This is a genomic window from Aeromonas sp. 130281 (assembly GCF_056642115.1).
This window is the reverse complement of sequence record NZ_JBWVQS010000001.1, coordinates 1,280,860-1,292,754: the sequence shown is the minus strand read 5'-3', so window position 1 is coordinate 1,292,754 and position 11,895 is coordinate 1,280,860. Positions and strand designations below refer to the sequence as shown.

Genomic DNA, 11,895 nt, shown 5'->3' with positions numbered 1-11,895 from the left:
GTTAATGACTTCAATCAATATGTTGATGGTGTTTTCAACTATAAAATGCATCTCGAGCGACATTTTATAGAGAGTGGCATGGCTGCAACCATCATCAAGGAACGCTACTACATACTGACGCCGCTGTCGTTTCTGCTCGGTGCCCTGGTGCTGGTCGCCACCCTGTTGCTGGCGGCGACCAGCTACCTGCGCAGCATCGACAAGACCCTGGCCGGCTATAACCACATGCTCACCTCCATCGATGCCACCCTGATCCACGAGATGGTGCTGGCCAATCGGCGGCAGCTCGGCGTGCTGGAAGCGTCCCTGGACAAGCAGGCCATTGCGAGGGGCGGCTCGGCCATCAACGGGATCTGGGCCATAGCCCACCAGTTCAAGCACGACGCCCACTTCCTCTACTTCTACAACACCCGCTTCGACCGTTTCGACAGCTATCCCGACTGGCAGATGCCGACCGGCTACCAGGTGCAGAAGCGCCCTTGGTATCAGACCCTGGCCAGCGACAGCGACGAACTGGTCTGGTTTGGTCCCTACCAGGAGTTCGGCGGCAACGCAGAGGTCCTGACCCTGATCAAACGGGTCAAGGATGACGAGGGGCAACTGCTGGGCCTGCTGATGGTCGACATGTCGTTCAACTCGCTGCAGGCGGCGCTGCGACGGGCGATGGGCAGCGATCAGGCCGCCATCTACATCACAGAGCGCAAGGGCGGCCGGCTGGTGGTCGGGCACAATCTGTCACTGCTGCCCGCGGTGTCCGGCACGCCGAGCCAGGGCGCCGTGTTGAACGTGATCCGGGAGGGCTGCTACCTGAAGCAGCCGCTGTCGGATATCGACTGGGATCTCAACATCTACCTGCCTCCCGCCCACTTTCATGGCAACCTGCAAGATACCCTGCTGATGGTGGTGCTGCCCGCACTGGCGCTGCTCGGTATCTGGCTGTGCAGCCTGCTGTTTCTGGTGCGGATCTTTCGTCAGGAGCAGACCCTGGTGCAGCGCTCCCTCAGCGGCCTCGTTCAGGATGAGGCGTTGATGGAGATCCAGCTGCGCCAGCGCACCTGGTTCGTGCACGGCAGCCTGGGGGAGATCCATCAGGTGAGAAACAGCCTGCTGCAGGGGCAGGATGCCCTGCTGCACGATCCTCTCACCGGCATCATGAACCGGCGTGCCTTCGAGCAGGACAGGGCCAGGCTGGCGCAGGAGGAGAGGCCTCACTGGCTGGTGCTGTTTGATGTGGATTGCTTCAAGCGCGTCAATGACAGCTGGGGGCACGGGGTGGGGGATGCTGTGCTGTTCCGGGTGGCCACCATCATGGCAAGAACCCTGGGAGAGGCCCAGGTCTACCGCATCGGGGGGGATGAGTTCGCGGCCCTGCTGCCCTGGGAGCGGGAGGAGGTCGAGGATCGCCTGACCCGTCTGCTGGCCCGGGTGCGGGCGCTGCAGTGGCGCGAGTTTGAGGAGTCCATCACCCTGAGTGCGGGCGGAGCACGCTATCCGGATGACGCCGCTGCCCTGCTCGATCGAGCGGACGAGTGCCTGTACCAGAGCAAGCGGCAGGGACGTGACTGCTGGCATCTGTCCGCCACTGCGCCTCCCTCCAAAGGGGCTGTAGTGACAGTATCTGTCTGACCGCCATCAGGAGAAAAAGGGCCTGAATGGCCGGGAAAGGGGTCACGGTGGGGATAATTTCCCATGTGACCTTTTTTTTTAATTCATTTTCAGTCGGTTAGCCCATGTGATTGGGCAATGTCGCGAAGGAGAGACAGTCCGCCTGTCGGCGAAGACGCCGTAATCCCGGTAGCGGAGTCCGGGGCGCTTTGTATAGTGCAGGGAAAAATAATCAATCAGACATCAGGTTTGACAGGAGTACCCCATGGAGATGAACAAATACGGCATGAGCGCGGTGGCGCTGCTGGGCGCGCTGCTGTTGGGCAATGGTCAGGCGCAGGCGTCCGAGACCCTCAACACCATACTCGGCGGCGGCGTCGGCGGGGTGGCGGGCACCATGATAGGCAAGCAGCTGGGGGGCGACACCGGCGCCCTGGTGGGGGCCGCCGTCGGCGGCGCGGCGGGCGGTGCGGCCACGGCCGACAGGGGCAACAAGAATGAGGCTGCCCTGGGGGGCGCCGTCGGTGCCCTGGGTGGCGCCGCTATCGGCAAGAGCGTGGGTGGCAGCACGGGCCAGCTGATCGGCGCCGGCATAGGCGGGGCCGGTGGCTCCGCCATCGGGGCCAGAACCGGCGATAGCCACGAGAGCAAGAACGAACGCTATTACGACGACAGGCGCTATCACAAGCACCACAAGAAATACAAGAAGCACCGCAAGCACAGATGGCATGACGACGACTGAGATCTGCCAGGAGAGAGAAAGGGGCCCAGGGGCCCCTTTTTCGTGTCCGTCCTCTAGACCAGGCGGTGCTGGCGCCTGCCGAGGGCGAAGGCGTTGATGTTGTCGATCAGCTGATCCGCGAGGCGCTGCATCGACTCCTCGCTGGCCCAGGCCACATGGGGCGTCAGGATGAAGTTGGGGTAACGCAGCGCCTGCATCAGGGGGTGGTCGGGGGGCGGCGGCTCCACGCTTGCCACGTCGAACCCGGCACCGCCGAGGCGACCGTTGCCGAGCGCCTCCAGCAGCGCCTGCTCGTCCACCAGGCCGCCACGGCCCACGTTGATCAGTAGGGCCCCCGGTTTCATCATGGCCAGCTCCCGCTCCCCGATGAGGTGGCGGGTGTAGGGAGTGAGCGGGCAGTGCAGGCTGATCACATCCGAACTCTGCAGCAGGGCCTCCAGGGGCAATCTGTCTTCATCCCCGGGGGCGCCGACCTGGCTCTGGGCATAGAAGACCTCCATGCCGATGGCGCTGGCCCGCTGCCCCAGGGCCTGACCCAGGGTGCCCTTGCCTATGATGCCGAGGCGCTTGCCGTGCAGATCCATGATGGGGTGATCGAAGAAACAGAACTGGCCGCTCTGCTGCCAGCGCCCCTCTTGCAGGGACTGGCGCCAGGCGAACAGGTTGCGTGACAGGGCCAGCATCAGTGCCATGGCGTGTTCGGGAACCGAGGGGCCCGAATAGTTGCGGATGTTGCACACGGCGACATTGGCGGCGCGACACGCCTCCAGATCCAGGTTGTCGCTGCCGGTGGCCGCCAGGGCGATCAGGCGCAGCTCCGGCAGCTGGGCCAGCTCGTCCTTGCCGATGCGGATCTTGTTGATGATGGCGATGCTGGCGCACCTGAGCCGCTCCACCACCTGTTCCGGTCTCGTCTCGGGGTAGCTTTGCCAGTGATGGGGGAAATCGGGGCGACGCAGATTGATGCCGGCGTCCAGGGTGTCACTGTCGAGAAACACGATTTGCTGCATGAAGCCTCCTGCCGTTCGCTGCCGCGTGGGAGTCGCCATGATGCCAAAGATGGGGGGCGGCTGACCAGCCCGGATGCAGACGGGCCGGGTGGCCCAATCCCATGCTCTCTAGCAGTTCGGGTCAGATCCAGCCCAGATGGGTCAGCCAGCCCTGGATGCGCCCAGGCGTTTCGTCCAGCGCCATCAGGGCATAGGGGCGGTAGTTGAGCTTGTGGCTGCGGCGGCTCTCGCTCTGGCGCGCCTCGGCCGCCAGCAGGGGCCAGCGCCCCCCGTCTTCCTGATAGAGATCCAGGGTGGGAATGCTGGCCTGGGCCACCTGCTTGGCCAGGGTCTGGTTGCTCAGCTGGTTGGGAAAGAAACCGTCGAGCAGCACCAGGGCATCGGGGGCGGGCAACTGTTCGCTGGTGATGAGGTTGGCGGCCCAGGCCGCGCTGGTGCCTTGCGCCAGCAGCAGCTTGAAGCCGCCCTCCTGCAGCTTGGCGTCACCTAGCTTGACGATGCGCTCGGCAAATTGCTGGCGAAATGCGTCAATGTTCTCCTGCTTCTTCTCGGAGGCCGGATCCAGCTCTGTCTGCTGGGGGGAGGGGAGCAGCAGCAGGGTGTCGAAGCCGAGTCGCCCCAGCTCCCGGGTCAGCTGCCACAGCTGACCGCTGCGCTGCCAGTCCGGCAGCAGGATGGCGAGCCCCAGGTAGCTGTCGCCGTCGTGCTTGGCAAAGAGCACCCGCTGCTTGTCGATCCGGGTACTGTCAGGCATCCCCTTCCAGTCGCTCTCCTGCCAGTGATCGAGCGGGGCTGGGGGCGAGATCTCGTTGGCCGGCAAGGTGGTGCTCGCCAGCAGGGTCAAAAACAGCAGTGGTAAGGATAATCTGGCCATGATGCGCTCCCCGGTTGACTGGGTTAGCGGCGGCGTGCCGGATTTCTGAAGGGGGTCGGGGGAATCCACGAGAAAGAGGGAAGGGGCAAGCCCTTCCCTCGACGGGCTCAGGGCCGGGCAAGCCTGCCGAGCTGGCGGTCGTGCAGGGGGGAGAGCAGCAACAGGGCGCTGACGGCCCCCACCAGGGCACAAAACATGTCGGACTGGGTATCCCAGGGATCCCCCTGGGTGCCGAGGAACTCGTCGGCGCCCTGACCCAGTGCCAGTGCGGCGCCCCACTCGATGAGCTCATAGCTGGCGCTGACGGCGAGCACCACGCAGATCACCAGAAACACCAGCATCTTCTTGCCCTGCACATGGTGGCCGCGCAGCAGTATCTCGCGACAGGCCAGGGCGGGCACGAACCCCTGGAAGAAGTGGCCAATCTTGTCATAGGGGTTGCGACTGAGATCGAACCACTGCTGCAGATCGAAACCGAGCGGCACCCGGGCATAGGTGTAAGCGCCCCCCAGCATCAGCACGGCCCCGTGCAGGAAGATGCACAAGTAGAGCAGGCTGGTGAGGGGGTAGCTGCGCTGGCTCAGCAGCAACAGCGGCACGACGATGAGCACGGGGGCGACTTCCAGCAGCCAGGTGACCCTGTCATAGGGTTGCCAGCCGGAGAGCACCAGCAGTACCAGGGTGAGCAGCAACAGCAGGAGTTTTTGATGAGATGTCATAGGGAGCCTGTGGCGAAGGAAGAACCTGACTTCATGGTGTAGCCCCAAACGGCGCGAGACGAAAGGGGGCAGGGGAATTCTCTCTCAATGGGCGGGCCGCTGTCACTGACCGGGGCTGAATGATCGCAGGGCCGGTGCCCATAAAGAAAAAGCGAGCCTGGGGCTCGCTTTTTTCAACACGGGCGTGAAGCCGTCAACTCAGTTGACGCGACGCTTGAACTCGCCGGTGCGGGTATCGATTTCGATCTTGTCGCCGATCTCTACGAAGGCGGCAACGGCCAGCTCGTAGGTGGTGCCCTTCAGGCGGGCCGGCTTGGTCACTTTACCGGAGGTGTCGCCACGGGCGGCCGGCTCGGTGTACTCGACTTCGCGAACGATGGTGGTCGGCAGTTCGACGGAGATGGCTTTCTCGTTGTAGAAAGTCACTTCGCAGATGTCTTCCATGCCGTCAACCATGTAGTTCAGGGCGTCACCCAGGTTGTCTTTCTCGACGTCGTACTGGTTGTACTCGGTGTCCATGAAGACATACAGGGGGTCGGAGAAGTAAGAGTAGGTGCACTCTTTACGCTCCAGCTGAACGACTTCCAGCTTGTCGTCGGCCTTGAATACGGTCTCGGTGGCGCTGCCGTTCAGCAGGCCTTTCAGCTTCATCTTGACCACGGCGGAGTTACGGCCGGATTTGTTGAATTCGGCTTTCTGGACCACCATCGGCTCGGTACCGATCATGACGACGTTACCAGCGCGGATTTCCTGTGCGGTTTTCATGTAAAAATTCCTGTTCGTATACGGGCAGATAAAAACTGCCAGATTATATACGGCTTTCTAAAAATTTCACCAGCCGAGTGACGAGATCCCCATCGGCAAGCAACTTCTGTGACCAGCTTCGCGCATGTTGTTGCCAAACTGTGCCGAATTGCGGCCATTGGGCCCAGAGTTCGCGCACATCCTGCCCATGGTTGAGGGCATGGTTGAAGGCGCGCAGCCACTGGCCGCCATCGGCGGGCAGCGCCCCCAGATAGTGGTCGAGGAAATCATCCAGCTTGGCAATGTGAGCCTGATCGTCCTGGGGATAGATGTGCCACAGGAAGGGCTTTGCCGCCCACTGGGCCCGCACGAAGGAGTCCTCGCCGCGCACCAGGTTGAGATCGCAGCTCCACAGCAGCCGATCGTAGCCCGCCTGGCTCGTCATCGGCAGCAGCTTGATGGCGAGCTGGCCCGATTGCAGCAGATCCCCCGCCCGGGCCGTGCCGATGGCACTCTCAAGCCCGGCGCCGCTGAGCACGTCGGGGAGGGCGCGCCCCATGGGCAGCAGCAGGGTGACCGGGGTGGCGCCCTGGCTCCAGCACTGGACCAGGCTTTTCAGCGCCTCGCTCTCGTAGGTGAAGAGGCTGATCCGCAGCTCGTCTTGCACCCTGGGCGGCAGCCCCAGGCTCGCCCAGTAGGCGGCAAGGCCAGCCTCATCCTGCTGCCACAGTTCCCGCTCGGCGATGAGCCCCCGCTCGCACAGCAAGCCACCGGTTTTAGCCGTGAAGCCCGGGAAGAAGAAGTATTTGTTGAGACTCTGGTTACCCACCCGCTGGGGCGAGGCGAGGCCGTGGCAATCCTCGACCCAGCTCTCCGCCGAGAGATACTCCAGATTGATCCAGCAGGGGGGCGGGCTCTGCTCGGCCATGCGCTCGATGAAGAGGGCGGGCAGCTCGCAGGCAAAGGCTTCTATGACCACCTTGGCCGGGATGGCATCCGCTGGCAGGGGGCCCTGCCAGCGCTGGATGTGAATCCCCTCAACCCACTGGCGATCCCGCGCGGGATCCAGCCCCGGACAGATGCGGGCGAAGCTCGCCAGATCGTCCACCCAGAGCCGCACCTCTCCATGCCCCTCCCGCTCCAGCTGGCGGGCCAGCCGCCAGGTGACGCCGATGTCGCCGAAGTTGTCCACCACGGTGCAGAAGATGTCCCAGTCAAAGGGGGGCAGGGGGCTTGTCATGGCTCGGGGTTCCAGATGCAAAAAACCGGTGCGCAGGGTAGCACACCGGTGACTTGGCTTCTAACTGTCAGCGCGTGACGGTGGCTGCGGCAGGTTACTCCTTGCCGTAGACATTGTTCTCCTGCTCGCGGACCCGGATAAAGGTGGTGCGCTTGGTGAGCTCTTTCAGCTGGCTGGCGCCGACATAGGTGCAGGTGGATCGCACGCCGCCGAGGATGTCGCGCACGGCGTTCTCGACCGGGCCGCGGTAGGGCAGCAGCACCGTCTTGCCCTCGGAGGCGCGGTACTCGGCGACGCCGCCGGCGTGCTTGTCCATGGCGCTGGAGGAGCTCATGCCGTAGAACTTCATGAAGGGGGCGCCATCGACCTCCACCACCTCGCCGCCGCACTCCTCATGGGCCGCCAGCATGCCACCCAGCATCACGAAGTCGGCGCCGCCGCCGAAGGCCTTGGCCACGTCACCCGGGCAGGTGCAGCCGCCGTCACCGACGATCTGGCCGCCGAGGCCGTGGGCCGCATCGGCGCACTCTATGATGGCGGAGAGCTGCGGATAGCCGACGCCGGTCTTGACCCGGGTGGTGCAGACCGAGCCCGGGCCTATGCCCACCTTGACGATGTCGGCGCCGGAGAGGATCAGCTCCTCCACCATCTCGCCGGTGACCACGTTGCCCGCCAGGATGACGTGGTTCGGGCAGGCTTCACGGATCTTGCGCAGGAACTCGACGAAGTGCTGGGAGTAGCCGTTGGCCACGTCCACGCAGATGAAGCGCAGTGCCTCGGACATGGCGAGGATCTGGCGAGTCTTGATGAAGTCCTCTTCCGAGGTGCCGGTGGAGACCATCACATGGCCGAGCAGGGCCGGATCTGTGTCGTTCACGAAGGCTTGCCACTGCGCGAGGCTGTAGTGCTTGTGTACCGCCGTCATCATCTCGAAGCCCGCCAGGGTGCGCGCCATGGCGAAGGTGCCGACGGTGTCCATGTTGGCGGCGATGACGGGCACCCCCTGCCACTGGGTCCGGGTGTGCTTGAAGGTGAACTGGCGGGTCAGGCTGACCTGGGAACGGCTCTTGAGGGTAGAGCGCTTGGGACGAAACAGGACATCCTTGAAACCTAGCTTCAAGTCTTCTTCGATACGCATTGCAAATTCCTTATTGAGCCTTGTGAACGTCACTTTGCAGTGGTTTATTTTCGGCAGGCACAAAAAAACCGCAGGTTTTCAAGGCCTCCGGTTTACAACAGTCTAGGCAAAAATCCCGCCAGAACAAGACTGATAATTCGCTCATCATTGTGGTAGCCTTTGGCGTCACAACCCGAGGTTGGCCACCAGCTTCATCCAGCACCTCGTAATGGCCCCTCTCTCCCCTCTTTTTGCCCCCTGCCTCAGAGTCAACTGCTGTCGGATCCCCCATGCCGTGAACGCCAGAAGCCCGGGTTCTGGGCGCCTGCGCCACGTTTGCCAGTTGACAGGGGCCTGCGTGCTGCCCACTCTGGCGCAGAGGGCCAGCGTGGGCCCGCTTCGACGAGGAGAACACATTGTCCGTATCACACAAAGCCGGCTGGTTGCTGCTGGCCAGCCTCTGCCTCTCATCGGGCGCCTGGGCCGCCCCCACCGTCTATGGCTGGATAGAGAAGGGCGTGCTCATGCCCGGTGGGGTGGCGGTCAAGATGAAGCTGGATACCGGCGCCCTCACGTCCTCGCTGGATGCGCGAGAGCTGCACCACTTCAAGCGTGACGGCAAGCCCTGGGTGCGCTTCACCCTGGCACTGACCGATGCCAACACCGACAAGGAGGTGCGCCAGACCCTGGAGCGGCCGGTGGAGCGCAGCGTGACGGTGCGCGGGGCCGGTGGCATGGAGGAGCGCCCCACGGTCACCATGTCCATCTGTGTCGGTGACAAGGTCTACAAGGAGTGGTTCACCCTGCGGGATCGCAGCGACATGATCTATCCCGTGCTGCTCGGTCGCCGCCTGCTGGCGGAGCTGGGGCCGGTGGACTCTTCCCGCACCTTCACGGTACAGCCGAGCTGCGGCTAGGGAGGCCGCGTTGGGATCATCTATGGTGCGCGGGGGCTTGGGCCCCCGCGCTTTTTCTTTGCTGAGGCCTGCGCCGCCTATGCCGGACGCGGCGGGGCGGGCAGCAGCACGCTCACCTCAAGGCCCCCCTCTGGCCGGTTGTGGATGTCGAGATCCGCGCCGTGCAGCTGCACTATGCGCTGGACTATGGCCATGCCAAGGCCCACCCCGTCCCCCTGCTGGGGGTTGACCCGGAAGAAGCGCTCGCACAGGCGCGACAGGGCGGCGGTGGGGATGCCGGGGCCGTTGTCCCGCACATCCACCCTGACCCTGTTGCCCTCCTGGCTGATCACCACGGCGACCTCGCCGCCCACCTGGGTGTAGCGCAGCGCGTTGTCGATGAGGTTGCCAAACATCAGCTCCAGCAACATGGCCTGCCCCATCACCTGCAGATGCTCGTCCCCCTCCAGGGAGAGCTGCAGATCCTTCTTCAGGGCGATGGGGGCCAGGGTGGCCAGGGTGCCCTGCAACAGCAGGCTCAGATCCAGCTTGCCGAGCGCGGGGGCCTGCTGGTTGTCGATGCGGGCCTGGGTCAGCAGCTGGCGGATCAGGCGGTCGCTGCGATCGAGCGCCAGCAGCATCTTGCGCAGCGCCTGCTCCCGGCTCTGCTCATCCTCGGCGGCCAGGGCGTTCTCGCTGTGGATGCGCAGCACCGCGAGCGGGGTGCGCAGCTCGTGGGCCGCCTCGTTGGTGAACTGTTTCTCCCGCTCTATGGTGTCTGCCAGGGTGTGCATCAGCCGGTTGATCTCCGCCACCAGGGGCGTCAGCTCCTCGGCCTTGATGGCCAGGTTGAGCGGGCTCAGGTTGGCGGGATGACGCTCCCCTATGGCCTGGGTCAGCTGGTGCAGCGGGGCCAGCCCCCGGGTCACCAGCCACCACAGCAGGGCGAGCAGGAAGGGCAGGGTGATGAAGAGCGGCAGCATGGTCAGGGTGGCCATCTTGCTGGCCAGCTCTCCGCGCTCGTCATCCCGCTCCGCGACGATGAGCCAAGTGCGCTCATCCTCGTTGTAGAGGGTGAAGGTGCGCCACTCGTGGTGATCCTTGGTCTCGCTGTCGAAGCCGCGCTCCAGGGTGGCCAGGGGCTGACTCGGCGCATTGGGTGAGCGCAGCAGTATGGTGCCCTGCTCGTCGAGCAGCTGGAAGGTGAGGTTGCGCTCGAACTCGTGGCCGTAGGGGGTGAACTCGTTGTCCCGCCCCAGCTGGCTGAAGCTGCGCTTCTCCTGATGGGGGTCGTCGGGCACGGCCTGCTCCCACTCCTGGTAGACGGCCCCGTTGCTGGGCAGCTCGCCGCGCTGCTTCAGATAACGGCTGAGCAGCTGGTTGGTGATGCGGGCGGACTGGGCGAGACGGGCATCGAACAGCTCCTCCATCTCGTGGTTGGCTTCCAGGTAGCCGATGAGGCCGCTGACGGCCAGGCTGACGCTGACCAGGGCCAGGATGCCGGAGAGCAGGAAGCGGCGGATGGAGCGGACGCGACTCATCGGGCGGGCATCCCTCTGCTGCCCGGGGTATCTGGCTGCGGCACTATGTAGCCGACGCCGCGGATGTTGCGGATGAGCTCGGGGAAGAACTTCTTGCGCAGGTGGTGAATGTGCACCTCCACTGCATTGCTCTCGGCCCCCTCGTCCCAGCCATAGAGGCTCTGCTGCAGCTGATCCCGGCTCAGGACCCGGCCGCTCTGGGTGATGAGCTCCTGCAGCAGCTTGTATTCGTGGGGGGTCAGTCTGACCACTTCCCCCTGATAGGTGACCTGCTGGGACTCGGGGTAGATGAGGATGTCGCCATACTCCAGCACCGCCTGGGCCTGCCCCTTGCTGCGGCGCACCAGGGCGCGCAGGCGGGCGTTGAGCTCCTGCAGGGCGAAGGGCTTGACCATGTAGTCATCGGAGCCCGCATCCAGCCCCAGCACCCTGTCGTCCAGGGCATCCCGGGCGGTGAGGATGAGCACCGGCAGCGTCTGCCCCTCCCGGCGCAGCTTGCGCAGCAGGCTGATGCCGTCGATGTCCGGCAGGTTGAGATCCAGGATTAAGGCGGCGAACTCCTCGCTCTTGAGCACCGACAGGACGGGCAGCCCCTGCTGCAGCCAGTCCACCGTGTAGCCGCTGCTGCGCAGGGCATCCACCATGCCATCCCCCAGCATCACATCATCTTCCACCAACAGGATCCGCATTGTTCTCTCCCTCAAATGACGCTGCCCACCAGTATGCAAGTTGGTGGGCAGAGTTTAAATAGCGCACTGATCTGCTTGTGTTTATAGCTTGGCGAGACGCTCGCGGATCTCCGTCCTGCGCCCTTCGTCCGCCAGCTCGCGGCCCGGTCTGGCCGGGGCGGCCAGGGCCTTGTCCAGATAACGCTTCGCCTGGGCCTTGTCCCCCTGATCCAGCAGGAAGTCGCCGTAGAAGAAGTTGGGGTCGATGCCGTTGGGGTTGATGGCGAGCGCCTGCTTGAGCAACTGGTCGGCCTTGTCGTCATCCCCGAAGCCGACCGGCCAGCCCGGCACCTGGTAGTAGAGCGAACCCAGGCTGGTGTAGGCGGAGCCCTCCAGCGCCTTGGGATCCTGCTTGATGGCGATCTCCAGCCTGGCCTTGGCCTCCTTCACCAGGCTGAGGGCCCCGAGGCCGCCCTTGGCGCCGGCCCAGGTGCTCTTGACGATGGCGGACCAGATCAGCAGATCGGTGCGAAAGGCCTCCTTGGCACTGGCCTGATCCGCCTGGGCGCTCAGGGCCTCCAGGCAGCTCTCCTTGGCCTTGCCGGTCTCCTGATACTGGCAGTGGGCCCACTGCTGCTGAATGGTGGGCAGGGCATCGGCGGCCTGAACCAGGCTGCTTGCCAGGGCGAGCAGCAGGAGGCTGTGACCAAATCGGGGGCGCAAAGTGGCGTGTTTCATC

12 protein-coding genes are annotated in these 11,895 nt (G+C 64.3%); 3 read left to right on the top strand and 9 right to left on the bottom strand.

Features of this window, described 5'->3' with window-relative positions:
* Positions 1-78 precede the first annotated feature (78 nt).
* Both AC1IN8_RS05795 and AC1IN8_RS05790 read left to right on the top strand, forming a co-directional pair.
* Positions 79-1,626, top strand: a complete 1,548-nt coding sequence (locus AC1IN8_RS05795) for a diguanylate cyclase domain-containing protein (protein WP_479758345.1) — start codon at positions 79-81, stop codon at positions 1,624-1,626.
* Between the two features lie 244 nt (positions 1,627-1,870).
* The gene (locus AC1IN8_RS05790) at positions 1,871-2,347 is read left to right on the top strand and encodes a glycine zipper domain-containing protein (RefSeq protein WP_139435782.1); all 477 of its coding nucleotides are present in this window, start codon (positions 1,871-1,873) and stop codon (positions 2,345-2,347) included.
* A 53-nt stretch (positions 2,348-2,400) separates the two neighbouring features.
* Here AC1IN8_RS05790 and AC1IN8_RS05785 read toward each other — a convergent pair whose 3' ends face one another.
* The 6 genes from AC1IN8_RS05785 to AC1IN8_RS05760 form a co-directional block, all read right to left on the bottom strand.
* Complete coding sequence (locus AC1IN8_RS05785; protein WP_139435779.1) at positions 2,401-3,357, bottom strand: D-2-hydroxyacid dehydrogenase; 957 nt, start codon at positions 3,355-3,357, stop codon at positions 2,401-2,403.
* Positions 3,358-3,478: 121 nt separating this feature from the next.
* Positions 3,479-4,231, bottom strand: a complete 753-nt coding sequence (locus tag AC1IN8_RS05780; RefSeq protein WP_202046491.1) for a DUF3530 family protein — start codon at positions 4,229-4,231, stop codon at positions 3,479-3,481.
* Between the two features lie 107 nt (positions 4,232-4,338).
* Complete coding sequence (locus AC1IN8_RS05775; protein ID WP_247625741.1) at positions 4,339-4,950, bottom strand: DUF2238 domain-containing protein; 612 nt, start codon at positions 4,948-4,950, stop codon at positions 4,339-4,341.
* A 198-nt stretch (positions 4,951-5,148) separates the two neighbouring features.
* Positions 5,149-5,715 (bottom strand): elongation factor P, encoded by a 567-nt coding sequence (efp, locus tag AC1IN8_RS05770; RefSeq protein ID WP_011707002.1) that lies wholly within the window; start codon positions 5,713-5,715, stop codon positions 5,149-5,151.
* Between the two features lie 43 nt (positions 5,716-5,758).
* Positions 5,759-6,934, bottom strand: coding sequence for an elongation factor P maturation arginine rhamnosyltransferase EarP (earP, locus tag AC1IN8_RS05765; RefSeq protein ID WP_479758344.1), 1,176 nt, complete (start codon positions 6,932-6,934; stop codon positions 5,759-5,761).
* Positions 6,935-7,028: 94 nt separating this feature from the next.
* The gene (locus AC1IN8_RS05760) at positions 7,029-8,072 is read right to left on the bottom strand and encodes a GMP reductase (RefSeq protein WP_479758343.1); all 1,044 of its coding nucleotides are present in this window, start codon (positions 8,070-8,072) and stop codon (positions 7,029-7,031) included.
* Positions 8,073-8,467: 395 nt separating this feature from the next.
* Between AC1IN8_RS05760 and rloA3 the strand changes: the two genes are divergently transcribed.
* Entirely contained in the window at positions 8,468-8,968 is a 501-nt protein-coding gene (rloA3, locus tag AC1IN8_RS05755) for a retropepsin-like aspartic peptidase RloA3 (protein ID WP_139435768.1), read from the top strand.
* A 77-nt stretch (positions 8,969-9,045) separates the two neighbouring features.
* Here the strand turns inward: rloA3 and AC1IN8_RS05750 are convergent, their stop codons facing one another.
* From AC1IN8_RS05750 to AC1IN8_RS05740, 3 genes are all read right to left on the bottom strand, one after another.
* A complete protein-coding gene (locus tag AC1IN8_RS05750) occupies positions 9,046-10,488 on the bottom strand; it encodes an ATP-binding protein (RefSeq protein ID WP_479758342.1) in 1,443 nt (480 codons plus the stop codon).
* Positions 10,485-11,177 carry a response regulator gene (locus tag AC1IN8_RS05745; RefSeq protein ID WP_247625745.1) on the bottom strand — a complete coding sequence of 231 codons (693 nt, stop codon included), beginning with the start codon at positions 11,175-11,177 and terminating at the stop codon, positions 10,485-10,487. Before AC1IN8_RS05745 ends, AC1IN8_RS05750 begins: the two co-directional genes overlap by 4 nt.
* 81 nt (positions 11,178-11,258) lie before the next feature.
* Positions 11,259-11,894 carry a tetratricopeptide repeat protein gene (locus tag AC1IN8_RS05740; RefSeq protein WP_479758341.1) on the bottom strand — a complete coding sequence of 212 codons (636 nt, stop codon included), beginning with the start codon at positions 11,892-11,894 and terminating at the stop codon, positions 11,259-11,261.
* Position 11,895: the final 1 nt, after the last annotated feature.